This window comes from Geodermatophilus obscurus (genome assembly GCF_900115395.1).
GTDB lineage: Bacteria > Actinomycetota > Actinomycetes > Mycobacteriales > Geodermatophilaceae > Geodermatophilus > Geodermatophilus obscurus_B.
In genome coordinates this window covers 131,382-154,056 of sequence record NZ_FOWE01000004.1, presented here as the reverse complement: position 1 = coordinate 154,056, position 22,675 = coordinate 131,382, and the positions used below count along the sequence as shown (strand labels likewise).

The following is a 22,675-nucleotide window of genomic DNA, read 5'->3' as shown; positions in this document are numbered from 1 at the left end:
CGTCTGCTGGGACGGGCGGGGCGGGATTCAGTCGACCCCGCCGTAACTGTGCAGCCCGGCGGAGACCATGTTGACGTAGGTCAGGTTGAACACCATGACCGCCAGGCCGACGACGTTGACCCAGGCCGCCGGGCGGCCGCGCCAGCCGGCGGTGGTCCGCGCGTGCAGGTAGGCGGCGTAGACGACCCAGGCGATGAACGCCCACGTCTCCTTGGGGTCCCAGCCCCAGAACCGGCCCCAGGCGCTCTCGGCCCAGATGGCGCCGGCGATGACCGCGAAGGTCCAGATGGGGAAGCCGAAGACGGCGGTGCGGTGGGCGACCCGGTCCAGGGTGGCCGCGGAGGGCATCCGGGCGACGATGCCGGAGCCGGCGTCCGCGCCGCGGGCCTCGTACCGCGAGCGCACGAGGTAGAGCACGCTCGCGATGCCGCTGACGAAGAAGACGCCGAAGCCGAGGATCGCCGTCGACACGTGCACGGCCAGCCAGCTCGACCGCAGCGCCGCCACCAGCGGGCCGCCCTCGACGTAGAGGAAGAGCCCGATCGCCACCATGCTGACGACGACCGGCGCGAGGACGAACAGGCCCAGGTGCCGCAGCCCCGGCGAGCGGAGCGCGAGGACGAGGAACGCCACGACGGCGACCAGCACGACCGCGGTGGCGAACTCGTACATGTTGCCCCAGGGCAGCCGCTCGGTGGCCATCCCGCGGGCGACGAGCACGCCGGTGTGGGTGAGCGCCCCGGCGGCGGTGAGGAGCATCGCGGCCCGGCCCCAGCGGCGCACCGGCGCCGGCTCGCCGGGCAGCGCGCGGGCCCCGGCCGGGGGCAGGGAGGCGCCGGCACCGGCGGAGGCGCCGACGAGGTCGCGCTCCCGCGCCGGCCGGCGGCCGAAGGCCAGCTGGGCGCAGAAGGCGACGACGGCCAGCGAGTAGAGGCCGACGCTGGTGGAGAAGAGGGTGTCCGACAGGGTGGACAGCTGGTCGGCGGTCACGCGGGTGCGCCTCCGGTCTCGGGTGCGGCCCCGGACGGGGCGCGGGTGGTGCGGGAGTCGGCCCGGGTCGCGAGGACCGCCCGCAGGTCGTCGGTGAGGGCCGCGAACCGCGGTGCGCCGTCGCCGCTGCCACGGGTCAGCGCACCGACGTCCAGCACGGTACCGCCGTCGCCGGGGGCCGGTGCGGCCCGGAGGAAGACCCGCTCACGGCGCAGCAGCAGCATCCCGAGCAGGCCGGCCAGGACCGCGACGGCGGCGCCGAGCACCCACAGCTGGCCCGGGTCGTGCGAGAACTGCATCGCGGCGAACTCCGAGACGCCGTTGAAGGTGACGGTCGTGCCGTCGGGCAGCGTCATCGTCTCCCCGGCCGACAGGTTGGCCCGGCCGACCTCGGTCAGCCGGTCGCGCTCGATCTGCGAGGCGTCCAGCGAGTACACCGACTGCGGCAGACCGGAGTCCAGGCCGAGGTAACCCCGGTAGGCCACGAGCGCGACCTGGGGCGCGAGCGGGCGGGGGTCGATCGAGGTGAGGATGCCGCCCTGCACCAGGCCGGTGGGGGCGAGGAAGCCCTGCAGTGCGAGCTGGTCCTCCGCGCCGGCGCCCAGGTCGGGCAGCTTGAGCGCGCCCTCGCTGGCCATCGTCGACTGCTCGGTGGGCAGGAAGGGCGCGGAGACGTCGTCGAACGTGGTGCCGTCGGGCAGCGTCACGGTGAACCGCGGGACGAACCCGTGACCGGTCACGTAGACGCGGTCGCCGTCGACGCGCAGCGGGTCGTTGACGCCGATCGTCGTCGACTCGCCCTCCTCGCCGGGGCCGCCGTGGGTGATGTCGGCGGTGAAGGAGGCGGCGGTGAGGTCCTCCTCGTACGTGGCGCGGAAGTCCTCGAGGCCGACGCACAGCGGCGTGAGGTCACCGCTGTCGACCATCGCCCCGGCGGAGTGGGTGTCGTACTGCTGGAAGGAGTTGCAGAACCGCTGCCCCTCGGGGACGAGGATGCTGCCCTCGTAGCCCCACAGCTTGCCGCCGGCCAGGCCCAGGAGCAGCGCGACCAGGGCCAGGTGGAAGACCAGGTTGCCGGTCTCCTTGAGCACGCCCTTCTCGGCAGACAGCTCGGCGCTGCCCTCCCGGTCGCGGCGCACCACCCGGTAGCGGCGGACCCGCAGCTCCTCCTCGACGGCGTCGAGGGCGGCGGCGGGCGGCAGCGTCGTGGCCAGCCGGGTGGAGTCGGGCAGCTGGGTCAGGCGGCGCGGCGCCGGCGGCGGCGGGGTCCGCAGCGCCCGGGCGTGCTCGAGGGCGCGCGGGAGCACGCAGCCGATCAGCGAGACGAACAGCAGCAGGTACACCGCGGCGAACCACGGCGAGCTGAAGACGTCGAACAGGTAGAGCCGGTCCAGCAGCGGCGCGAGCGTCGGGTTGTCGGCGAAGTACCGGCTGACGGCGCTCTGCGACAGCGAGCGCTGCGGCAGCAGGGAGCCGGGGATGGCGGCGAGCGCGAGGAGGAACAGCAGCACGATCGCCGTGCGCATGGCGGTGAGGCGCCGCCACTGGCGCAGCAGGAGCCCGCCGAGCCGACGGGCGGCCGGCGGGCCGGCGGGCGGCGGCGGGGTCGCGGCCTCCCGCGGCGGGGCGGTGATGGTCACAGCGCCGACTCCCCGAGACCGGTGACGGCCAGCCAGGAGCGCAGCCAGGCCATCATCTCGCCCCACGCGCCGGTGACCAGCAGCAGCCCGACGACGACGAGCACCGCGCCGCCGACGCGGGTCACCGTGCGGGCGTGCCGGCGCAGGAGCGTCGTCGTCCCGACCGCCCAGCGGGCACCCAGCGCCACCAGCACGAACGGGACGCCGAGGCCCAGGCAGTAGGCCACCGACAGCAGCGCGCCGCGGGCGGCGGTCGCCTCGACGTAGGCCAGCGAGAGCACCGCCGACAGCGTCGGGCCCAGGCACGGCGTCCAGCCCAGCCCGAAGACGATCCCGAGCAGGGGCGCGCCGGCCAGCCCGGCGGCCGGGCGCACGGACAGCCGCGCGGTGCGCTGCAGGAACGGCAGCCGGCCGAGGAAGGCGAGCCCGACGACGATGACGACGACGCCCATGACGCGGGTGATGACGTCGTCGTACTGCACGAGCAGCCGGCCCAGGCCGCCGAACGCGGTGCCGGCGGCGACGAAGACGACGGTGAAGCCGAGGACGAACAGCAGCGCGCCGAGCACCATCCGGCCGCGCGGGGTGCGCTCGTCGGTGCGCACGGCGGTGGCCGTGGCGCCTCCGCCGTCGCCGGCGGGCGCGGGTGCCGACCGGGCGCCGCTGCCGACCAGCCCGGTGACGTAGGACAGGTAGCCGGGCACCAGCGGCAGCACGCACGGCGAGGCGAAGCTGACCAGCCCGACGAGCGCGGCGACGGCGACGGCGACCAGCAGCGGGCCGTCGGTCACCAGCGCGGCGAACTCGGCACCCACGTCAGCCCTCCCCGAGCAGCAGGTCGAGCACGGCGCGCAGGTCGTCCTGCGCGACCGCGCCGGTGTAGACGGCGGCGACCCGGCCGTCCCGGTCCAGCACGATCGTGGACGGGATCGCCGTGGCGGGGTAGTCCCGGAACACCAGCGCGACCTCGCCGGCGGGGTCGTAGAGCGAGGGGAACTCGATGCCCTGGCTGTCGACGAAGGCCTGCGCGAACTGCTCGTCGGCCTCCTTGACGTTGAGCCCCAGGAAGGTCACGCCCTCGTCGCGGACCTCGGCGTAGACCTCCTGGAACTCCGGCGTCTCCACCCGGCATGGCGGGCACCACGAGCCCCAGAAGTTGAGGACGGCGATGTCCCCGTCCAGCTCGGCGGAGGTCCAGTCGCCGCCACCGAGCAGCGTGCCGCCGAAGTCGGGTGCCGGCGCGCGCTCGGCCTCGGGGATGACCTCCCCGCTCGGGGTGCCCTCGACGAAGCGGAACTCGCCGCCGTTGGTGACGTCGGCCCGCCCCTCGGCGGCGGTGCAGCCGCTGAGGGTGACCAGTGCCGCGGCGGCGGCGAGGACGGAGCGCCTCATGCGCCGGGTACCGCGTCGGGGTCGGTGGCCCCGGCCGGCTCGGCGTAGGCGATGCCGGCCACCCGGTCGCCCTCGTAGGTCACCGAGGTGACGCTGGCCAGCCCGCACTGCCGGCGGCGCGGGTCGTGCACGTAGCGGCGGCCCTCCAGGTGCAGGCGCAGCACCCAGATCGGCAGCTGGTGGCTGACGCAGACGGCGGCGCTCCCGCGGGCGGCGTCGCGGGCGGCCTCGACGGCGAGCACCATCCGCGTGGCGATCTCCACGTACGGCTCGCCCCACGAGGGCCGCACGGGGTTGCGCAGCTTCCACCAGTTCGCCGGGCGCCGGAACACGCCGGAACCGCCGGCGACCCGCCGTCCCTCGAAGGCGTTGCCGGCCTCGACGAGCCGCTCGTCGACCGTGACCGGCAGGTCCAGGGCGTCGGCGACCGGCCCGGCGGTCTGCCGCGCGCGCTCGAGCGGGCTGGACACCAGGTGGGTGACGCCCCGGCCGGTGAGCCACCCGGCGGCGCGGTGCGCCATGGCCTCCCCCGCCTCCGACAGCCGGAAGCCCGGCAGCCGGCCGTAGAGGATCCCCTCGGGGTTGTGCACCTCCCCGTGCCGGAGCAGGTGCACGACGGTCGTCTCCATCAGGGCTGCAGCTCCTGGGCGTCCTTGGAGTCCGCATCGGAGGGCGCGTCGGCGGGGTCGGCGGCCGCGGCGGCGCGGGCGGCGGCCGGAAGCGCGTCGAGCACCCGCTCCACGGCCTCGTCGTCGAGCGCGGCGCTGACGAACCAGGACTCGAACGCCGACGGCGGCAGGTACACCCCGCGGGCGAGCATCTCGTGGAAGAACGCGCGGTGCGCCGCGGTGTCCTGGGTGCGGGCGTCGTCGTAGTCGCGCACCTGGCGCTCGTCGGGCACGAAGAAGACGGAGAACATCGAGCCGGCCTGCTGCACGCGGTGCGGGACGCCGGCGGAGAACAGCGCCGCGCTGGTGGCCCCGCGCAAGGTGACCGCGACCTGGTCGCAGCGGGCGTAGACCTCGTCGGTGCAGTGCCGCAACGTGGTCAGCCCGGCGGCGACGGCGACCGGGTTCCCCGACAGCGTGCCGGCCTGGTAGACGGGCCCGACCGGGGCGAGCTGCTCCATGAGGTCGGCGCGGCCGCCGAACGCCGCGGCCGGCAGTCCGCCGCCCATGACCTTGCCGAAGGTGAACAGGTCGGCGTCGACGGGGTCGAGGCCGTACCAGCCGGAGCGGGACACCCGGAAGCCGGTCATGACCTCGTCGAGCAGCAGCAGCGCACCGTGCTCGGCGGTGATCCGGCGCAGGTGGGCGTTGAACCCGTCCAGCGGCGGGACGACGCCCATGTTGCCGGGCGCGGCCTCGGAGACGACGACGGCGATGTCGGACCCGCGCTCGGCGAACACGGCCTCGACGGCGGCGACGTCGTTGTAGGGCAGCACGATCGTGTCGGCGGCCGCGCCGGTGGTCACGCCGGGGGTGTCGGGCAGGCCCAGGGTCGCGACGCCGGAGCCGGCCGAGGCCAGCAGCGCGTCGACGTGGCCGTGGTAGCAGCCGGCGAACTTGACCACGAGCGGGCGGCCGGTGGCGCCGCGGGCCAGCCGCAGCGCCGAGAGCACGGCCTCGGTGCCGGAGTTGACCAGGCGCACCCGCTCGACGGGCTCCACCCGGGCGGCGATCTCCTCGGCCAGGTCCAGCTCGCCCTCGGTGGGCGTGCCGAAGGAGAACCCGCGGCGGGCCGCGGCGGTCACCGCCTCGACGACGGCCGGGTGGGCGTGGCCGAGGATCATCGGCCCCCACGAGGCGACGAGGTCCACGTAGCGGCGGCCGTCGGCGTCGGTGAGCCACGCACCCCGTCCCTGCGCCATGAACCGCGGGGTGCCGCCGACGGCGCGGAAGGCGCGGACCGGTGAGTTCACGCCACCGGGCGTCACGCGCTGCGCGCGGTCGAACAGGCCGGCGGAGACGGGCGCCGCGTAGTCGTACCGGGTCGTGTCCAGCGAGGTCACCGCCCCAGTGTCCTCCTCCCGCGCGGCTCCCCGTCGGGGGCGTGGGGGCCGGGCGCCTGTGACGTGCCCCTCCCCGGCAGGGCGGCGAGGAGAGCGGAGCCGAGGGCGGCGGGGTCGCGGGTGGGCACCAGCACGGTGCGGCCGTCGGTCAGCCGCAGCGGCAGGCCGGTGCGGCCGCGCGGCACCGACCACCCGCCGCCGAGCACCGGGGCGCCGGCATCGACGCCCGCCGTCCCGGCGCGGACGGCGCGCAGGTGGGCGGCGTCGACGTCGGTGAGCGGCACCCGCTCCCGGCCCGCCGTCAGCGCGGCGTCGTCCACCCGCACCGTCCGGGTCCGCCGGACCATCACCGTGTGACCGAGGGCGCCCCCGAGGGCCCCCGCGGCCAGCGCCCAGGCCAGGGCCGGGACCCGCGGCCCCGGCAGCGCCAGCTCCCCGGCCACCAGGACGGCGAGGAGGCCGGCGACGAGCCACGGCGGCCGCCGGGAGCCCCCGGGCTCGACGTAGCCCGTGCTGCCCGTGGCGGGGCTCACCGCAGCAGGCGCGCGGCCTCGACCGCCCAGTACGTCAGCACCTGACCGGCGCCGGCCCGCCGGATGGCGGTGAGCGTCTCCAGGATGGCCCGCTCGCGGTCCAGCCAGCCGTTGGCGGCGGCGGCCTCGACCATCGCGTACTCGCCGCTGACCTGGTAAGCGCTGACCGGGACGTCGACGGCGTCGGCGACGCGCCGCACGATGTCGAGGTAGGGCAGCGCCGGCTTGACCATGACGGCGTCGGCGCCCTCGGCGAGGTCCTGGCGCACCTCGCGCAGCGCCTCGTCGGCGTTGGGCGGGTCCATCTGGTAGGTCGAGCGGTCACCGAACCGCGGTGCGCCCTCGGCCGCCTCGCGGAACGGGCCGTAGAAGCCGGAGGCGTACTTCGCGGCGTAGGCCAGGACCGGCGTCTCGGTGTACGCGGCGCTGTCCAGGGCCTTCCGGATGGCCGCGACCTGGCCGTCCATCATCCCGCTGGGGGCGATGACGTGGGCGCCGGCCTGCGCCTGCGCGATCGCCACGGCGGCGTAGCGGTCCAGCGTGGGGTCGTTGTCGACGACGCCCGCCGGGGTGACCAGCCCGCAGTGCCCGTGGTCGGTGTACTCGCACAGGCACAGGTCGGCCATCAGCACGAGCTCGTCGCCGAGGTCGGACCGCAGCGCCCGCAGCGCGGCGTTGACGACCCCGTCCGCGGCGTCGGCCTGGGAGCCGACCGCGTCCTTCTCCGCCGGGATGCCGAACAGGACGAGCCCGCCGACGCCGGCCTCGGCCGCCTCGTGGGCGGCCTTCCGCAGCGAGTCGGTCGTGTGCTGGACGACGCCGGGCATCGATCCGATGGGCACCGGCTCGTCGATGCCCTCCTTGACGAACACGGGCAGCACCAGGTCGGCCGGGGCCACCCGGGTCTGGGCGGTGAGCCGGCGCAGGGCGGGCGTCGACCGCAGCCGGCGCCCCCGCGCGAAGCCCGGGTTCGACCCGCCCTGCGCCGGGCTCACTGCCCGGCCTCGGCGCGCCTGGCCTCGGCGTACTCGGCGAGTGCGTCGACCAGCGGGCCGACGGCGGCGGTCTCGGGCTGCACGTCGACGCGCAGGCCGAACTCCTGCGCCGTGGCGGCGGTGGCCGGGCCGATCACCGCGACGACGGTCTTGGCGTGCGGCTTGCCGGCGATGCCGACCAGGTTGCGCACCGTGCTCGAGGAGGTGAAGCACACCGCGTCGAACCCGCCGCCCTTGATCGCCTCGCGCACCGGCGCCGGCGGCGGGGCGGCCCGCACGGTCCGGTAGGCGGTGACGTCGTCGATCTCCCAGCCGCGCTCCTGCAGGCCCGCGGCGAGGGTCTCGGTGGCGATGTCGGCGCGGGGCAGCAGCACCCGGTTGATCGGGTCGAGCACGTCGTCGTACTCGGGGAAGTCGGCCAGCAGGCCCTCGCTGGACTGCGCGCCGGTGGGCACGAGCTCGGGCACGATGCCGAAGGCGCGCACCGACTCGGCGGTCTGCTCGCCCACGCAGGCGACCTTCACGCCGGCGAAGGCGCGGGCGTCGAGGCCGAGCTCGGTGAACTTCTCCCGGACGGCCTTCACCGCGTTCGCCGAGGTGAACACGATCCAGCCGTAGCGGCCGGTGACCAGGCCCTTGATCGCGCGGTCCATCTGCGCGGCGCTGCGCGGCGGCTCGACGGCGATGGTCGGCACCTCGACCGGCACCGCGCCGTAGGCCCGCAGCCGCTCGCTCATCTCGCCGGCCTGGTCCTTGGTGCGCGGCACCAGCACCCGCCAGCCGAACAGCGGCCGGCTCTCCCACCAGGAGAGCTTGCCGCGCTTGTCGACGACGGCGCCCACGGTGGCCACCACCGGGCCGGTGAGGGCGTCGAGCCCGGCGGTCTTCTCGGCGACCGCGGCCAGCTTGGCGACGACGCTCTTCTGCCCGGTGCCCGACCCGCCCGCGGTCACCACGACCGCGGTGCTGCCGGACAGGCCGCCCTCGACCAGCCGCGCTGCGGCGTCGGGGAGCTGCTCGGCGCCGGCCTGCAGCACCACCGGGGCGCCGAGCGCCGCGGCCGCGCCGGCCAGCGCGGGCAGGTCGACGGCGCCGTCGCGCAGGTCGGCGGTGAGCGAGGTGCCGCCGAGGGCGACGCCGGCGAAGGCCGGCACGGCGGTGGCCGGGGCGACGCCGGGGACGACGTCGAAGGGGACCGAGGTGCGGGCGACGGCGAGCACCTCCTTGACCGCGGTCTCGGAGGTGTAGGGGTCGCCGGCGACCAGCCGGACGACGACGTCGCCGTTCTTCGCCGCGGTGACGGCGGCCTTGGCGACCTCGGCCGGCTCACCGCTGACCGGCGCCGGCTCGAGGCCGGGGCGGACGGCAGCGGCGACGGCCTCGAGGAGCGGGGCCGGCACGTCGGGGTCGACGAGCACGACCGTGGCCTCGGCCAGTGCGGCCGTGGCTCGGGCGGTCAGCATGCCGGGGTCGCCGGGGCCGGCGCCGACGAAGACGACGCGGCCTGGGGTCTTGCGGAAGCGCGTCATCGCGAGCTCCTGGTCCTTGGTGGTGTCGAGGCCCTCGGGAGGGCGTGTGCGGGGTTCGTGGTGGCCGGGCGGCTCTGCCCGGGAGGGAGGTGCGTCCCGGCGGTCACCGGGAGGCCGCCATGAGCGCGGCGGCGCCGCGGTCGAGGAGGTCGGCGGCGAGCTCGCGGCCCAGCCGCTCGGCGTCGCCGACGGCGCCGGTGAGCGAGCCGCGGACGCCGTCGCTGCCGTCGATCGCGGTGACCGACGCGCGCAGGTACAGCTCCAGGCCGTCGTCACCCTCGGCCAGCTCGGCGTGGGCGGCGACGGGGGCGCTGCACCCGGCCTCGAGCGCGGCGAGCGTGGTGCGCTCGGCGAGCACGGCCGCGCGGGTGCCGGGGTCGTCGAGGGCGGCCAGCAGCTGCAGCGTGCGCTCGTCGTCGGCCCGGCACTCCACGGCCAGCGCTCCCTGCGCCGGCGCGGGGAGCACCTGCAGCGGGTCGAGCACCTCGGTGATCGCCCCGAGCCGGCCCAGCCGGGCCAGCCCGGCCCGGGCGAGCACGACGGCGTCGAGGTCACCCGGGACGACGCGGGCCATGCGGGTGTCGACGTTGCCGCGGATCGGCACGACCTCCAGGCCCAGGCCCAGGGCGCGCAGCTGTGCCATCCGGCGCGGCGCCCCGGTGCCGACGCGGGCGCCGGCCGGCAGCTCGCCGAGGGTCAGCCGGTCGCGTGCGACCAGCGCGTCGCGCGGGTCCTCCCGCGGCGGGACCGCGGCGATGACCAGCCCGGGCTCCGGCGCGGTGGGCAGGTCCTTGTAGCTGTGCACGGCGACGTCGACGGTGCCCTCGAGGAGCGCCTGGCGGATCGCGGTCACGAAGACGCCGGTGCCACCGAGCTGGGTGATCGCGGCGGCCGAGCGGTCGCCCTCGGTGCTGATGTGCACCAGCTCGACGGGCACGCCGCTGGCGGCGGTGAGGGCGTCGGCGACGGCCTGGGACTGGGTGCGGGCGAGCTGGCTGGCGCGGGTGCCCAGGCGCAGCGTCGCGGTGGAGGTCGTGCTGGAGGGCCCGGTCACGCGGCACCGCCGGGACGCAGGTCGTCGGGGTCGACGCCGACCGCCTGGGCCAGGCGCGGGCCGTCGGCGGGCACCTCGGCGTCCAGACCGAGACCGAACAGCGCGCGCAGGGCGTCGGCGTAGTCGACCCCACCGGGGGTGCTGGCCAGCTCCTTCACCCGCACGGTCGGCTCGTGCAGCAGCTTGTCGACGACGCGGCGCACGGTGCGGGCGATCTCGCTGCGGGCGCGGGCGTCGAGGTCGGGCAGCCGGGCGGCCAGCCGCAGCAGCTCGGCGTCGACCACCTCGGCGGCCTGGCTGCGCAGCGCGGAGACGGTCGGTGCGACGGCGGCCGCCTGCCGCTCGGCGCGCAGCAGCGCGGTCTCGGCCTCGATGAGCGCGTGTGCGGCGGAGACGTCGTCGGCGGCCACCGGGCCGGGCACGCCGGCCGACGAGCGCCCGCCCTGCAGGAGGGCCGCGTTCCGCCCGCCCTGCAGCAGGGCCGCGCTCCTCTCGCCCTGCAGGAGGGCCGCGCTCCTCTCGCCCTGCAGGAGGGCCAGGTCGACGACGTGCACGCCGGGCAGCGACGCGACGCCGGGGTCGACGTCGCGGGGCAGCGCCAGGTCGACGACGGCCAGCGGCCGGCCGGACCGGGCGGTCATCGCGGCGGCGACGACGTCGGTGCCGATGACCAGGCCGGAGGCGCCGGTGCAGGTGACCACCACGTCGGCGTCGGCGATGGCCGCGCGCAGGTCGGTCAGCTCCGCGGTGCCGCCGTCGACGGCGGCGGCCAGCCGTGCGGCCGACTCCGGCGAACGGCTGGCGACGGTGACCAGCGCGCCGCGGCGCGACAGGGTGGTGGCCGCCAGCGCCCCCATGGACCCCGCGCCGACGACGAGGGCCGGGCGGCCGACCAGCGGGCCGACGCGCTGCTCGGCGTGGTCGAGGGAGACGGTGACCAGGTTGGCCCCGGCACGGTCGATGCCGGTCTCGGAGTGGACGCGCTTGCCCACCCGCAGGGCGTGCTGGGCGACCGGGTGCAGCGACCGGCCGACCGTGCCCTCCTCCTGGGCGAGGGCGTAGGCGGCGCGCAACTGGCCGAGCACCTGGGTCTCGCCGACGACCATCGAGTCCAGCCCCGCGGCCACGGTGAACAGGTGGGCGACGGCCTGGTCCTCGTAGTGGACGGTGACGTAAGGCGAGAGCTCCTCGACGTTCGCGCCGGCCTGGCGGGCCAGCACGCGGCTGACCTCGGCGACGCCGCCGTGGAAGCGGTCGACCTCGGCGAAGACCTCGACCCGGTTGCAGGTGGCCAGGACCAGCGCCTCGCTGACGTGGTCGCTGCCGACCAGCTCGTGCAGCGCCTTGACCTTGTCGTCGGTGGTCATGGCGACCTGCTCGAGCAGGGCGACCGGCGCGGTCCGGTGGCTGATGCCGACGGCGAGGAGGCTCATGCCATCCCCCCGGCCGGCGCGAGGGGGGTGTCCAGCGGTACACCGGGCACGGCGCCGCGCTGCTTGTCGAGGAACGCGAGGACCTGCAGCTCGACGGAGAGGTCGACCTGGCGGACGTCGACGCCCCGGGGCGCGGTGAGCGTGACCGGCGCGAAGTTCAAGATGCTCCTCACCCCGGCCGCGGCGAGCCGGTCGCACACCGGCTGCGCCACCTCGGCCGGTGTCGCGATGACCCCGATCGTCGCGCCCGTGGCGGCCACGACCTCCTCCAGCTCGGCCACGGGCCGCACCGGCAGGCCGCCGACGTGCTGACCCACCCGTGCCGGGGAGGCGTCGAAGAGGCCGACGAACTCGAAGCCGCGGCTGCCGAAGCCGCCGTAGCCGGCCAGCGCGGCGCCGAGGTTGCCGATGCCGACGAGCACGCACGCGTGCGCCGTCTCCATGCCCAGCACGGTGGCGATGCGGTCGCGCAGGGTGGCCACCTCGTAGCCGACGCCGCGCGTGCCGCAGGGCCCGAGGTGGGAGAGGTCTTTGCGCAGGCCCGCGGGGTTCACGCCGGCCGCCGAGGCCAGCTCTCCGGAGGAGACGGTGCCGCGACCGTCGTCGGCGAGGCCGCTGAGCACCCGCAGGTACACGGCCAGCCGGGCGACGGTGGCCTCCGGGATCCGGGGCCGCGACTGCATCACGGGCCAACTCCACAGTGGTCGCGCCCGGGCGACGGCGGGAGCCGAGGAGGGCGGACGGCATCGGGGATCCGGGCGGTCGACCGCCCGGCGACTCCCACGGTAACCGCTTGTGAACGCAGGAACAAAGTCCCGGAGGCCGCGACGGGCCCCGGGCCTGCGCGGATGCGCGGCGCTGTGTCCGACACCATACCCGGCCGGTGGACCGCGGCCCCACTCCCCGCGCGCCGGGCGCGGGCCGCTGGCGCGCGGCCGTTCCCGCGCGTCACCGGATCCGGCCCGTGGGGTCAGCCGATGCCGAGGTCGCGGCGCAGCCGCGGCACGTCGACGGTGAAGTAGGAGTGCTCCCGGCCGTCGAGCAGGACCACCGGCACGCGGTCGCCGTACTCGGCCCGCAGCTCCGGGTCGGTGTCGACGTCGACCTCGCGGCTGCCGACGCCTGCTTCCCCGGCGATCCGCGCCAGCGTCTCGGCCGCCGTCAGGCACAGGTGACAGCCCGCCCGGGTGAGCAGCTGCAGCCGCGGCGCCGGCTCAGTCACCGGGCACCCCCACCGGCTCGGGCGCGCCGCCGCCGGCCGCGTCGTCGCGGTCGAGCCCGAGCTCGCGCAGCCGCGCGCGGCTGATCTTGCCGGTCAGCGAGTGCGGCAGCGCCGGCAGCACCACGACCGCGGTGGGCACTTTGTACCGGGCCAGCGACGCGGCCGCGTGCGCCCGCAGCTCGTCGGCGTCGACCACCGCCCCCGGCGCGGGCGCCACGACGGCGAGGACGGCGGCGCCGGTGCGCGGGTCGGGCACGCCGATCACCGCGCTCTCGGCGACGGTGGGGTGGGCGTCGAGCACGCGCTCGACCTCCGCCGGGTAGACGTTGAAGCCGCTCACCAGGACCAGGTCGCTGCGCCGGTTCAGCAGGTGCAGGTCGCCGTCGGCGTCGCGGTGGGCGAGGTCGCCGGTGGCCAGCCAGCCGTCGTCGTCGGGACCGTCGGCCCCGTCGGGCCAGAACCCGGCGAAGAGGTTGGGGCCGCGCACCCACAGCTCCCCCGGCCCGTCGCCGGCGTCCCCGGCGTCACCGCCACCGGGCTCCCGCAGGGCGACCTCCACGCCGGGCAGCGGACCGCCGATGCAGGCGGGCTTGGCCCGCCCGGTCGCCAGCGTGCTGGCCACGACGGGACAGGCCTCGGTGAGGCCGTAGCCCTCCCACACCTGCACGGCGGTGCGCTCGCGCATGGCCGTCCAGGTCGCCGCGGGCAGCGGTGCGGCGCCGGAGGAGGCCGTGCGCACGGCGGCCAGGGCCCGCCGCAGGCGCGCGTCGGAGCCCTCGGCGTCGGCCACGGCCAGCCACGCCTGGTACAGCGGCGGCGCACCCGGGACGGCGGTGACCTGCTCGCGCTCCATCACCTCGAGCGTGGCGCGGGGGTCGAACGCCGGCACCAGGACGGCGCACGCGCCGGTGGCGGCGACCAGGCCGAAGCCGGCGTTGAGGCCGTAGACGTGGAACAGCGGCAGGACCAGCAGCACCCGGTCGTCGGGCCGCACCGGCGGCGGGTCCATCGCCAGGCACTGCCGCTGGTTGGCGCGCAGCGCGCCGGCGGTGAGCATCGCGCCGCGCGGCCGGCCGGTGGTGCCGCTGGTGTAGGCGAGGAAGGACACCGCGGCGGGGTCGTCGTCGTCGGCGGGTGGCGGCCCGTCGGCCTCGGGCGGCCCGGAGAGGACCGGCACGCCGGCCACCGGCTCCCGCCCGGCCGCCGTGACGAGCAGCGCGGCGCCGGAGTCGCGCAGGACGTGCTCGACCTCCGGGCCGGTGTAGGCGGTGTTCACCGGGACCACGACCAGGCCGGCGCGCAGCGCACCGAGGACGGCCCGAAGCCACGCCAGCCCGTTGGGCAACTGGACGGCGACCCGGTCGCCGCGCGCCAGCCCCCGGGCGGCGAGCCCGGCGGCGGCCCGGTCGACGAGGGCGTCGAGCTCGCCCCAGGTCACCCGGTCGGCGCCGTCGACGACCGCCGGGGCCTCCGGCCGGCGGGCGGCCGCGGCCCGCACCAGGGCGGACAGACCCGTCGGGTCCGCGGACGGCGGGGCGGGCGCGGTCACGGGACACCTCCTGCGCGGGCGCCGGTCCCCCGCGGGAGGTACCGGCGGGTACTCCAGGGCCGCCCGGCGTGGACGGGCCGCAGTGATGTTGTCACCATGGGACAGGACCCGCAGCACCGCGGGACGCCGACGAGGGGGGTCGTCGCGCATGCCGCAGTCGCGCCCGGTGGACGAGCTGTCCGCCGCCGGACCGCGCCCCCGCCCGGCACCGCACCCGCGCAGCAGTGCCGAAGCCGTTCCCGGGTCCCCCTCCGGGGATCCCGGCGACGACGTCCTCGCCGCGGCGGCCGCCGTCCCCGGGGAGGTCCCGCCCGGCGACCGGGCCGACGTCTGGGACCTCGTGCACCGCGCCCAGCACGGGGACGCCGAGGCGTTCGGGCGGCTCTACGACCACTACGTGACGCTGGTCTTCCGCTACGTGCTGCACCGGGTGGGCGACTGGGCCCAGGCCGAGGACTTCACCAGCGAGACCTTCGTCCGCGCGCTGCGCCGGATCGACTCGCTGTCCTTCCAGGGCCGCGACGTCGGCGCGTGGCTGGTGACCATCGCCCGCAACATCGTCCGCGACCACGTGAAGAGCAGCCGGTTCCGGCTGGAGGTCGCCACCGCCGACATGCGCGACGCCGACCGGGCCACCGACGGCCCGGAGGACGCCGTCGTCGCGCGGCTGACCAACGAGCAGCTCCTGTCGTGCATCCGCCGGCTCGGGAGCGAGCAGCGGGAGTGCATCTCGCTGCGCTTCCTGCACGGGCTGTCGGTGGCGGAGACCGCCGCGGTCATGGGCAAGAAGGACGGCGCGGTGAAGGCACTGCAGCACCGGGCCGTGCGGCGGCTGGGCGCGCTGCTGCCGGAGGGTCTGCGCTGACCCTGCGCACACCACCGGGTCGCCCTCCGCCGGCCCGCGTGACCGACCCCGACCGGGCTCGTCGCTCCGGCCGGCCGCGGGGCGGGCTCCCGGCCGCTCGCCCCATGAGGCCCGGCGGCGGCGCCCCGCGCCCCCGATAGGGTCGACCGGGGCCGCCCGGAGGCAGGCGGTCCGCGGAGTCAGGGGGTGCCGGTGCGGGGGATGCCGTTCCGCGACCGCCGCGCCGCCCGCCACCGGCCGGACGGGTCGCCGTCGGAGGAGGAGATCCGCGCGCACGTCGCCGGACTGGCGTCCGCGGCCGCCGCGGAGGTCGAGCCGGTCCCGACCGTGGTCGCCGACCGCACCGCCGCCGCCTTCTTCGACGTCGACAACACGATGATGATGGGCGCCTCGCTGTTCTGGTTCGCCCGCGGCCTGGCCTCCCGCAAGTACCTGAGCTCCCGCGACCTCGCCCGGTTCGCCTGGCAGCAGGCGAAGTTCCGGGTCGCCGGCAACGAGAGCGCCGGCGACATGCTCAACATCCGCGAGAGCGCCCTGGCCTTCGTCGCCGGCCGCGAGGTCTCGGAGATCACTCGGGCCGGCGAGGAGATCTACGACGAGCTCATGGCCGACCGCATCTGGTCGGGCACCCGCAACCTCGCCCAGCAGCACATCGACGCCGGCCAGCGGGTGTGGCTGGTCACCGCGACCCCGGTGGAGTTGGCGAGCATCATCGCCCACCGGCTGGGCCTGACCGGCGCGCTGGGCACCGTGTCCGAGGTGGTCGACGGCCGCTACACCGGGCGGCTGGTCGGTGAGCTCATGCACGGGGAGGCGAAGGCCGAGGCGGTGCGGGCGCTCGCCGACCGGGAGGACCTCGACCTGTCCCGCTGCACCGCCTACAGCGACTCGGCCAACGACCTGCCGATGCTCTCCCTGACCGGGACGTCGGTCGCGGTCAACCCCGACACCGAGCTGCGCGCCGTCGCCCGCTCGCGCGGGTGGACCGTCCGCGACTTCCGCACCGGCCGCAAGGCGGCGCGGATCGGCGTCCCGACGGTCGCCGCGGCGGCGCTCACCGGCGGCGTCGTCGGCGGCGCGGTCGCCCTCCGCCGCAAGCGGGCCTGACCTGGTGACGGGCTGGAACGGCCCTCGTCAGGAGCCCTCCGCCTGAGCGTGCGAGGCGTGGGGGGACGAGGGTCCTCCGTCAGGAGAAGACCGAGCTGCGCTGCAGGAGCAACTGGTAGATGGACTGCTGGATCGTCTCGCGGACCTGGTCGGTCAGGTTGAACACCAGCATCGGGTCCTCCGCGGCCGCGGGGCCGTAGGACGCCGTCTCGATCGGCTCGCCGAACGCGATGAGCCACTTCGACGGCAGCGGCACCAGGCCGAGCGGGCCGAGCGCGGGGAACGTCGGCGTCACCGGGAAGTAGGGCAGGCCCAGGAGGCGGGCCACCGTCCGCGCGTTGCCGATCATCGGGTAGATCTCCTCGGCGCCGACGATGGCGCAGGGGATGATCGGCTTGCCCGTGCGCAGTGCCGCTGTGACGAAACCGCCACGGCCGAACCGCTGCAGGGTGTACCGGTCGCGGAACGGCTTGCCGATCCCCTTGAACCCCTCGGGGAAGACGCCGACCAGCTCACCGCCGCAGAGCAGCCGCTCGGCGTCCTCGCTGCAGGCCAGCGTGGCGCCGAACTTGCGGGCCAGGGACCCGACGGCGGGCAGGTCGAACACCAGGTCGGCGCCGAGCAGCCGGAAGCGGCGCTGCGCGGGGTGGTCGTCGTGCAGGGCCACCGTGGCCATCAGCGCGTCGACCGGGACCGTGCCCGAGTGGTTGGCGACGACCAGCGCCCCGCCGGTGCTCGGCACGTTCTCGACGCCGTGGGTCTCGACCCGGAACCAGCGGGAGAACAGCGGCCGCAGGAGCGGCAGCAGCACGTGGTCGGTGAGGTCGGGGTCGAAGCCGAACTCGTCGGTCTCGTACTCGCCGGTCACCCGGCGGCGCAGGAACTCCAGCCCGCCGGCGACCTGCTCGTCCCAGCTCGGGTCGGACGGGGGCGGGACGTGCGACTGCTCGTCGTCGGGACGCAGCCGGATGACGCGCGCCTCAGGCATCGCGCACCGCCCTCAGCCCGGGCGACGCCGGAGCAGGCCGCAGCCGACCGTGGACGGTGGTGCCCACCGTGGAGGCCACCGAGCCGGCCCGCGCGACCAGCCCCTGCGCGCGGGCGGCCACGTCACCGACGAGGTCGGGCGGCACCACGGGAGGGACGGTGTGCGCGTAGTCGGCCAGCGCCTCGGCGGTGCTGTAGCGCGGCGTGTAGCCGAACTCCGTGCGCAGCACGGTGGTGTCGACGACCCGGCCGAAGTTGAGGAAGCGCATCTGCTCGGGTGAGTAGTCGACGTAGCCGAACCGGCGGGTGAGCCGGCCGAGGGAGCCCAGCGCCGGCGAGGGCACCGGCAGCTGCAGCCGGCCCAGCCTGCGGATGACCTGCGACAACAGCAACGTGCCCTCTCCCCCGGCGTTCACCGTGCCGGTGAACTCGCCCGTGGTGGCCCGGGTCAGCACGCCCAGCGCGTCGTCCTCGTGGAGCAGCTGGACGCGGGCGTCGTAGCCCAGCGCCGTCGGGACGACCGGCATCCGGAGGAACCCGGACAGCACCGAGTCGATCCGCGGGCCGATGAAGTTGGTGAAGCGCAGGACGGCGACCCCGACGTCGGGACGGCGCCGGGAGAAGGCCCGCACGTAGCCCTCGATGTCGAGGCTGTCCTTCGCGAAGCCGCCCGAGGGGACGCGGCGGGCCTGCATCGCCTCGGTGAAGACGGCCGGGTCGCGCGGTGAGGCGCCGTAGACGGCGCTGGTCGACTTGAGCACCAGTCGGCGCACCGACGGCGCGCGCTGGCAGGCAGCGAGGAGCTGCATCGTCCCGATGACGTTGAGCTCCTTCATCGCCCCGCGCCCGCCGGCTCCGGCGGGGGTGGAGCTGATGTTCATGTGCACGACCGTGTCGACGGCCGCGGTGCTGATGACCTTGCCGATCAGCGGGTTGCGGATGTCGGCGCGGACGAACTCGGTGCGGCCGAGACGGCGGAGCAGCTCCGCCGACGGGGGGACGGTGTCGACCCCGATGACCCGGTCGATGGCCGGGTCGCGAGCGAGCTCGGCCGCCAGCGCACCGCCGAGCCACCGGCTCACGCCGGTGACCAGGACGACCGCGGGCGGCACGAGCCTCAGCTCACTTCTTGTTGCGACGCTGCACGCGGGTCTTCTTCAGCAGCTTGCGGTGCTTCTTCTTCGCCATCCGCTTGCGGCGCTTCTTGATGACCGAACCCATGTCCTGCTCCCGACGTCGTGGCCGCGGGCGCCCGCCGGCGACCACGGGGGTCGGGACCGGGCGCCACGCGAGTGGTGATCAGCTCGTGTGCGACGGTTCCGGCCGGACCGGGGTCGTCGCTCGGCGACCGAGCCTACCCGGCGCCCCCGCGGCGACGCTGCCGCGGGAACCGGGCCGGCCCCTCGTGGGGGGAGTGCTGCGTCCGGTGCCGTGCCGAGCAGGCCCCGGAGGGGTCCGCGCAGGCGCGGCGAGCGAGGTGCTGGAACGGCCACCTCGCAGGGGCTCACCCCGAGCTCGCGTGCGGTGGGGGCGAGGTGGTCCTTCCTCAGGCGATGTCGGTGTAGGCGTCGCGCAGGTAGTCCTGGACGGCGCGCTCGGGCACGCGGAAGGAGCGGCCGACGCGGACGGCGGAGAGCTCGCCGCCGTGGACGAGGCGGTACACGGTCATCTTGGAGACGCGCATCATGCTCGCGACCTCGGCGACGGTCAGGAAGGTGACGGCGGCGCGCGGCTGCGGGACGGAGGGGCGGCCGACCGGGACGGCGGCGGGGTGCTGCGGGCCCACGGGGCGCGCCATCGCGGCGGCCGGGATCGGACGGGCCATCGGGCGCGGGCCGGGGACGGCCGGGCGGACGTAGGCGGCGTTGGTGCGCTGGGGCATGGTCATCTCAGTTCTCCGGACCTAGCACGAGTCGGGCGCCGGCTTCCCCACCGGCTACGGGACACGCACGTGCTGATACAGAGAGTAGGGGGACCCGCGTGACAGAAGCGATGGAAGAAACGAACATGCGGAACGGTCCGTCCTGGGCAGAACTACACCTATGCAACTCGCTTCCCACCCGTATCGGCGCGTCCATGTGGAGATGTGTCGACACGGTGACGCAGCGTCCACCCGTCGACGGCTGAGCCGGGCTAGGTTCACCGGTTCCCGTCGGCTCGGCCGAGCTCGACCGAGCGCCGCGCGGCCGCCTCGATGGCGGAGATGAGCGCCGAGCGCACCGAGTGCCGCTCCAGCTCGCGGATGCCGGCGATCGTCGTCCCCCCGGGGCTGCTGACCGCGTCGCGCAGCTGGGCCGGGTGCTCGCCGGACTCGCGGAGCATCACCGCCGACCCCAGCGCCGTCTGCACCACCAGCTCGGTGGTCAGCGCCCGCGGCAGGCCCAGCAGCACGCCGGCGTCGACCATCGCCTCCACGAGGTAGAAGAAGTAGGCCGGCCCGCTGCCCGACAGCGCGGTGACCGCGTCCTGCTGGTGCTCCGGCACCCGCGCGACCCGGCCGACCGCCGACAGCAGCGCCTCGGCCTCGTCGAGGTCGGCCTCGCCGGCCGACGCCCCCGCCGACAGCACGCTCATCCCCTCGTCGACCAGCGCCGGGGTGTTGGGCATGACCCGCACCACCGGCACGCCGGCCGGCAGCGCCGCCTCGATCGTCGCGGTCGAGATGCCGGCGGCGATGCTCACCACCAGGTGCCCGGGCTCGACCTCGGGCGCGAGCAGGTCCAGCAGCCCCGGCAGGTCCTGTGGCTTGACCGCCAGCAGCAGGACGCGCGCCCGGGCGGCGGCCTCGGCCACCCCCACGACCTCGACGCCGTAGCGCGCGGCGAGCTCCACCCCCCGCTCCGGGTGCCGCTCGCTGACGAGGACGTCGCCAGCACCGGACCGCTTCACCAGCCCCGCCAGGAGCGCCTCGCCCATCTTGCCGCCGCCCAGGACGGCCAGACCCCGCCGTTGCCCCATCGCCCGCTCCCGCCTGTCGAGTCGTCCGGTCGGACCTCCGGTCGGACCGTAGTGCGCGCGCGTGTGCTGGCCTGCGGGCCCGGGTAGCCGCGCCCGCATGGCAGGAGAACTGGACGGGATGAAGGTGGCCGTGCTCGCGACCGACGGGGTCGAGCAGGTCGAGCTCGAGCGGCCGTGGCAGGCGCTGGAGGAGGCCGGCGCCGAGCCGGAGCTGGTGTCCCTGGAGAGCAGCTCGATCACCATGTACCAGCACATCGACAAGGGCGACGAGAGGAAGGTCGACACGACCGTCGCCCTCGCCGACCCCGAGGAGTACGCGGCACTGGTCCTGCCCGGCGGCGTCATCAACGGTGACCTCGTGCGGGCCGACGCCGACGCCGTCGCGTTCGTGAAGGCGTTCTTCGAGGCCGACAAGCCGGTCGCGGCCATCTGCCACGCGCCGTGGGTGCTCGCCGAGGCCGGCGTCGTGCGGGGGCGGCGGATGACCTCCTGGCCGTCGCTGCAGACCGACCTGCGCAACGCCGGGGCCACGTGGGTGGACGAGGAGGTCGTCGTCGACGGCAACCTGACCACCAGCCGGAACCCGGACGACCTGGACGCCTTCTCGGCCGCGATCGTCGAGCAGTTCGCGCAGTCGCCCGGCGGGGACGCCGACGACGAGGAGTGAGCGCGGCGGGCTGCCCGCCCCGGCTCAGGTGGCGGCGAGCAGCCCGGCGGCCGGGGCGATGGTGAGCAGCGTCCCGGCGAAGACCAGGACGGCGATCAGCACCGGGCCCACCGGCTCGCGCCCGGTGCGCCGCCGCCAGGCGGCCACGCCGGCGACCAGGCCGGTCACCGCGAGCGGGGCGAGGACCACCGCGACCTGGGGGACCTGCTCCCAGACGACGGTGGACAGGAAGTAGATGCCGACGCCGGCGGCCAGCGCCAGCACGAGCTCGCCGGCGAAGCGCAGCCAGGCCAGCGCGCCCTCGCGGGCACCGAGCGGCTCGTCGAGGACGTCGGTCTCGCGGGCGCGGGTCACCGGGATGGGTCCGGTGGCGGGAGCGGGGTCGGCGCCGGGGACGCCGGGCTTGCGGGTGGGACGGATGCCGGGGATGGCCGCCGTGGTCGGGCCGTCCGGTCCCCGCCCGGTCTTCTCCGCCGTCACCCGGCCGGTGTCCCGGGAGACCTCCCGGGCCGGGCGCACCGCCTCGCGGGCCACCCGGCCGGTGTCGCTGGCCCGGCGCCCGGGGTTGGGGCCGGTGTCGGTGTCGGTGTCGGGTTCGCGCTGCCGCTGCTTGACCGGGATGTCACCGGTGTCGCCGCGACGCCGCCGGGCGCCGCGCGGCGCCTCGATGCCGGCCTCGCGGAGGATGTCGGCCAGCGGCCGCCCGCCGGTCTCCGGCCCCGGTTCGGGTTCCCTGCGGGGCTGTGCCATCACGCGCCTCCCAAGGTGTCGAGCCGCCGGAGGATGACACCCTCGCGCAGGGCCCACGGGCAGATCCGGGCAGAGGGTAGATCCAGGGCCTGCATCGCCGCCTGCGCCACGACGGCGCCGGCCGGGACCTGGTGCGCGCGGTCCGGCGACACGCCGCGCAGCTCGGCCAGCGCGCGGGACTCGATGCGGGACACGAAGCCGAGGAGCTGGTCCAGCCCGTCGCTGCTGAGCTCCCGCGGCACCCGCAGGCCCGCGGAGTAGGGCGCGGCACCGGTCAGCCGGGCGAGCGTCCGGAAGGTCTTGCTGGTGGCCGCCACGAGGTCCGGCGCGCCGGCGGCGTGCAGCTTCTTCACCGCCGGCCGCAGCACGTCGGCGGCGTGCTCCCGCAGGGCGTTGAGCGCGGCGAGGTCCGGCCGGCCCCCGGTCGCGGCGTCCGGCAGGAAGCGGCGGGTCATCCGGCCGGCGCCGAGCGGGAGCGACAGCGCCACCTCCGGGTCCTCGTCGGTGCCGGTGGCCAGCTCCAGCGACCCGCCGCCGATGTCGAGGACCAGCAGGCGGCCCGCACTCCAGCCGTACCACCGGCGCACCGCGAGGAAGGTCAGCCGGGCCTCCTCCTCCCCGCTGGTCACCTGGAGGTCGACGCCGGTCCGCTGGCGGACCCGGGCCAGGACCTCCATGCCGTTGCGCGCCTCGCGGATGGCGGAGGTGACCAGGGCGAGGACCTCGTCGCACTTCTCCTTCTCCGCCTGGTCGCACGCCTTGTGCACGGCCTTGACCAGGGCCTTCTCCCCCTCCTTGGAGAGGACGTCGTCGGCGCCGACGTGCTCGGCCAGCCGCAGCAGCCAGCGGTCGTCGTGCTGGGCGGTGGGCTCGGCGCCGCGGTGGGCGTCGACCACGAGCAGGTGGACCGTGTTCGAGCCGATGTCCAGCACCCCTAGCCGCATGGGCCCAGTCTGCCTGGCCCCGATCCGGAGGCTCGTGCCGAGCGGGACC

24 protein-coding genes are annotated in these 22,675 nt (G+C 76.1%); 3 read left to right on the top strand and 21 right to left on the bottom strand.

Annotated features, from left to right (window positions below; translation table 11 throughout):
* Nucleotides 1-27 precede the first annotated feature (27 nt).
* From ccsB to BM165_RS09195, 14 genes are all read right to left on the bottom strand, one after another.
* Nucleotides 28-990 (bottom strand): c-type cytochrome biogenesis protein CcsB, encoded by a 963-nt coding sequence (gene ccsB, locus BM165_RS09260; protein ID WP_075013256.1) that lies wholly within the window; start codon nucleotides 988-990, stop codon nucleotides 28-30.
* The gene (gene resB / locus BM165_RS09255; protein WP_075013255.1) at nucleotides 987-2,630 is read right to left on the bottom strand and encodes a cytochrome c biogenesis protein ResB; all 1,644 of its coding nucleotides are present in this window, start codon (nucleotides 2,628-2,630) and stop codon (nucleotides 987-989) included. Before resB ends, ccsB begins: the two co-directional genes overlap by 4 nt.
* Entirely contained in the window at nucleotides 2,627-3,445 is an 819-nt protein-coding gene (locus tag BM165_RS09250; protein ID WP_075013254.1) for a cytochrome c biogenesis CcdA family protein, read from the bottom strand. The genes resB and BM165_RS09250 overlap by 4 nt, the downstream gene beginning before the upstream one ends.
* Nucleotide 3,446: 1 nt before the next feature.
* Complete coding sequence (locus BM165_RS09245; RefSeq protein ID WP_075013253.1) at nucleotides 3,447-4,022, bottom strand: TlpA family protein disulfide reductase; 576 nt, start codon at nucleotides 4,020-4,022, stop codon at nucleotides 3,447-3,449.
* Nucleotides 4,019-4,651: a histidine phosphatase family protein gene (locus BM165_RS09240; protein WP_075013252.1), complete on the bottom strand. Its 633-nt coding sequence runs from the start codon at nucleotides 4,649-4,651 to the stop codon at nucleotides 4,019-4,021. Before BM165_RS09240 ends, BM165_RS09245 begins: the two co-directional genes overlap by 4 nt.
* Nucleotides 4,651-6,033 carry a glutamate-1-semialdehyde 2,1-aminomutase gene (gene hemL, locus BM165_RS09235; RefSeq protein ID WP_075013251.1) on the bottom strand — a complete coding sequence of 461 codons (1,383 nt, stop codon included), beginning with the start codon at nucleotides 6,031-6,033 and terminating at the stop codon, nucleotides 4,651-4,653. The genes BM165_RS09240 and hemL overlap by 1 nt, the downstream gene beginning before the upstream one ends.
* On the bottom strand, nucleotides 6,030-6,566 hold the full coding sequence (locus BM165_RS09230) for a DUF3093 family protein (protein WP_075013250.1): 537 nt from the start codon (nucleotides 6,564-6,566) through the stop codon (nucleotides 6,030-6,032). The genes hemL and BM165_RS09230 overlap by 4 nt, the downstream gene beginning before the upstream one ends.
* Nucleotides 6,563-7,561, bottom strand: a complete 999-nt coding sequence (gene hemB, locus BM165_RS09225) for a porphobilinogen synthase (RefSeq protein WP_075013249.1) — start codon at nucleotides 7,559-7,561, stop codon at nucleotides 6,563-6,565. The genes BM165_RS09230 and hemB overlap by 4 nt, the downstream gene beginning before the upstream one ends.
* Nucleotides 7,558-9,090 (bottom strand): uroporphyrinogen-III synthase, encoded by a 1,533-nt coding sequence (locus tag BM165_RS09220; RefSeq protein ID WP_075013248.1) that lies wholly within the window; start codon nucleotides 9,088-9,090, stop codon nucleotides 7,558-7,560. The genes hemB and BM165_RS09220 overlap by 4 nt, the downstream gene beginning before the upstream one ends.
* Before the next feature lie 103 nt (nucleotides 9,091-9,193).
* Complete coding sequence (gene hemC, locus BM165_RS09215) at nucleotides 9,194-10,144, bottom strand: hydroxymethylbilane synthase (protein WP_208976697.1); 951 nt, start codon at nucleotides 10,142-10,144, stop codon at nucleotides 9,194-9,196.
* The gene (gene hemA / locus BM165_RS09210) at nucleotides 10,141-11,577 is read right to left on the bottom strand and encodes a glutamyl-tRNA reductase (protein WP_075013247.1); all 1,437 of its coding nucleotides are present in this window, start codon (nucleotides 11,575-11,577) and stop codon (nucleotides 10,141-10,143) included. Before hemA ends, hemC begins: the two co-directional genes overlap by 4 nt.
* On the bottom strand, nucleotides 11,574-12,260 hold the full coding sequence (locus tag BM165_RS09205) for a redox-sensing transcriptional repressor Rex (protein WP_075013488.1): 687 nt from the start codon (nucleotides 12,258-12,260) through the stop codon (nucleotides 11,574-11,576). Before BM165_RS09205 ends, hemA begins: the two co-directional genes overlap by 4 nt.
* Nucleotides 12,261-12,547: 287 nt before the next feature.
* Nucleotides 12,548-12,799: a glutaredoxin family protein gene (locus tag BM165_RS09200; RefSeq protein ID WP_075013246.1), complete on the bottom strand. Its 252-nt coding sequence runs from the start codon at nucleotides 12,797-12,799 to the stop codon at nucleotides 12,548-12,550.
* Nucleotides 12,792-14,348: an AMP-binding protein gene (locus tag BM165_RS09195; RefSeq protein ID WP_075013245.1), complete on the bottom strand. Its 1,557-nt coding sequence runs from the start codon at nucleotides 14,346-14,348 to the stop codon at nucleotides 12,792-12,794. The genes BM165_RS09200 and BM165_RS09195 overlap by 8 nt, the downstream gene beginning before the upstream one ends.
* A 148-nt stretch (nucleotides 14,349-14,496) precedes the next feature.
* Here BM165_RS09195 and BM165_RS09190 point away from each other — a divergent pair, with 148 nt between their 5' ends.
* Both BM165_RS09190 and BM165_RS09185 read left to right on the top strand, forming a co-directional pair.
* The gene (locus tag BM165_RS09190; protein WP_075013244.1) at nucleotides 14,497-15,213 is read left to right on the top strand and encodes a sigma-70 family RNA polymerase sigma factor; all 717 of its coding nucleotides are present in this window, start codon (nucleotides 14,497-14,499) and stop codon (nucleotides 15,211-15,213) included.
* A 201-nt stretch (nucleotides 15,214-15,414) separates the two neighbouring features.
* The gene (locus BM165_RS09185) at nucleotides 15,415-16,320 is read left to right on the top strand and encodes an HAD family hydrolase (RefSeq protein ID WP_075013487.1); all 906 of its coding nucleotides are present in this window, start codon (nucleotides 15,415-15,417) and stop codon (nucleotides 16,318-16,320) included.
* 79 nt (nucleotides 16,321-16,399) lie between these two features.
* Here the strand turns inward: BM165_RS09185 and BM165_RS09180 are convergent, their stop codons facing one another.
* The 5 genes from BM165_RS09180 to proC form a co-directional block, all read right to left on the bottom strand.
* Nucleotides 16,400-17,308, bottom strand: coding sequence for a lysophospholipid acyltransferase family protein (locus BM165_RS09180; protein WP_075013243.1), 909 nt, complete (start codon nucleotides 17,306-17,308; stop codon nucleotides 16,400-16,402).
* Nucleotides 17,301-18,419: an NAD-dependent epimerase/dehydratase family protein gene (locus tag BM165_RS09175; RefSeq protein WP_075013242.1), complete on the bottom strand. Its 1,119-nt coding sequence runs from the start codon at nucleotides 18,417-18,419 to the stop codon at nucleotides 17,301-17,303. Before BM165_RS09175 ends, BM165_RS09180 begins: the two co-directional genes overlap by 8 nt.
* A gap of 10 nt (nucleotides 18,420-18,429) precedes the next feature.
* Nucleotides 18,430-18,528: a 30S ribosomal protein bS22 gene (locus tag BM165_RS09170; RefSeq protein WP_012854759.1), complete on the bottom strand. Its 99-nt coding sequence runs from the start codon at nucleotides 18,526-18,528 to the stop codon at nucleotides 18,430-18,432.
* Between the two features lie 325 nt (nucleotides 18,529-18,853).
* The gene (locus BM165_RS09165; RefSeq protein ID WP_244274152.1) at nucleotides 18,854-19,195 is read right to left on the bottom strand and encodes a helix-turn-helix domain-containing protein; all 342 of its coding nucleotides are present in this window, start codon (nucleotides 19,193-19,195) and stop codon (nucleotides 18,854-18,856) included.
* 251 nt (nucleotides 19,196-19,446) lie between these two features.
* Nucleotides 19,447-20,265 carry a pyrroline-5-carboxylate reductase gene (gene proC, locus BM165_RS09160; RefSeq protein ID WP_075013241.1) on the bottom strand — a complete coding sequence of 273 codons (819 nt, stop codon included), beginning with the start codon at nucleotides 20,263-20,265 and terminating at the stop codon, nucleotides 19,447-19,449.
* Nucleotides 20,266-20,362: 97 nt separating this feature from the next.
* Between proC and BM165_RS09155 the strand changes: the two genes are divergently transcribed.
* Nucleotides 20,363-20,932, top strand: coding sequence for a type 1 glutamine amidotransferase domain-containing protein (locus BM165_RS09155; RefSeq protein ID WP_075013240.1), 570 nt, complete (start codon nucleotides 20,363-20,365; stop codon nucleotides 20,930-20,932).
* A 24-nt stretch (nucleotides 20,933-20,956) separates the two neighbouring features.
* Here BM165_RS09155 and BM165_RS09150 read toward each other — a convergent pair whose 3' ends face one another.
* A complete protein-coding gene (locus BM165_RS09150; protein WP_075013239.1) occupies nucleotides 20,957-21,682 on the bottom strand; it encodes a hypothetical protein in 726 nt (241 codons plus the stop codon).
* Complete coding sequence (locus BM165_RS09145; RefSeq protein WP_075013238.1) at nucleotides 21,682-22,626, bottom strand: Ppx/GppA family phosphatase; 945 nt, start codon at nucleotides 22,624-22,626, stop codon at nucleotides 21,682-21,684. The genes BM165_RS09150 and BM165_RS09145 overlap by 1 nt, the downstream gene beginning before the upstream one ends.
* Nucleotides 22,627-22,675 lie beyond the last annotated feature (49 nt).

Coding starts and splice junctions, on each gene's coding strand:
- hemA (WP_075013247.1), bottom strand. CDS start 11,577: ATGAGCCTCCTCGCCGTCGGCATCAGCCACCGGACCGCGCCGGTCGCC.
- BM165_RS09185 (WP_075013487.1), top strand. CDS start 15,415: ATGCCGTTCCGCGACCGCCGCGCCGCCCGCCACCGGCCGGACGGGTCG.
- BM165_RS09245 (WP_075013253.1), bottom strand. CDS start 4,022: ATGAGGCGCTCCGTCCTCGCCGCCGCCGCGGCACTGGTCACCCTCAGC.
- BM165_RS09150 (WP_075013239.1), bottom strand. CDS start 21,682: ATGGCACAGCCCCGCAGGGAACCCGAACCGGGGCCGGAGACCGGCGGG.
- proC (WP_075013241.1), bottom strand. CDS start 20,265: ATGGGGCAACGGCGGGGTCTGGCCGTCCTGGGCGGCGGCAAGATGGGC.
- BM165_RS09190 (WP_075013244.1), top strand. CDS start 14,497: ATGCCGCAGTCGCGCCCGGTGGACGAGCTGTCCGCCGCCGGACCGCGC.
- BM165_RS09145 (WP_075013238.1), bottom strand. CDS start 22,626: ATGCGGCTAGGGGTGCTGGACATCGGCTCGAACACGGTCCACCTGCTC.
- BM165_RS09240 (WP_075013252.1), bottom strand. CDS start 4,651: ATGGAGACGACCGTCGTGCACCTGCTCCGGCACGGGGAGGTGCACAAC.
- BM165_RS09180 (WP_075013243.1), bottom strand. CDS start 17,308: ATGCCTGAGGCGCGCGTCATCCGGCTGCGTCCCGACGACGAGCAGTCG.
- BM165_RS09170 (WP_012854759.1), bottom strand. CDS start 18,528: ATGGGTTCGGTCATCAAGAAGCGCCGCAAGCGGATGGCGAAGAAGAAG.
- BM165_RS09205 (WP_075013488.1), bottom strand. CDS start 12,260: ATGCAGTCGCGGCCCCGGATCCCGGAGGCCACCGTCGCCCGGCTGGCC.
- BM165_RS09155 (WP_075013240.1), top strand. CDS start 20,363: ATGGCAGGAGAACTGGACGGGATGAAGGTGGCCGTGCTCGCGACCGAC.
- BM165_RS09220 (WP_075013248.1), bottom strand. CDS start 9,090: ATGACGCGCTTCCGCAAGACCCCAGGCCGCGTCGTCTTCGTCGGCGCC.
- BM165_RS09165 (WP_244274152.1), bottom strand. CDS start 19,195: ATGACCATGCCCCAGCGCACCAACGCCGCCTACGTCCGCCCGGCCGTC.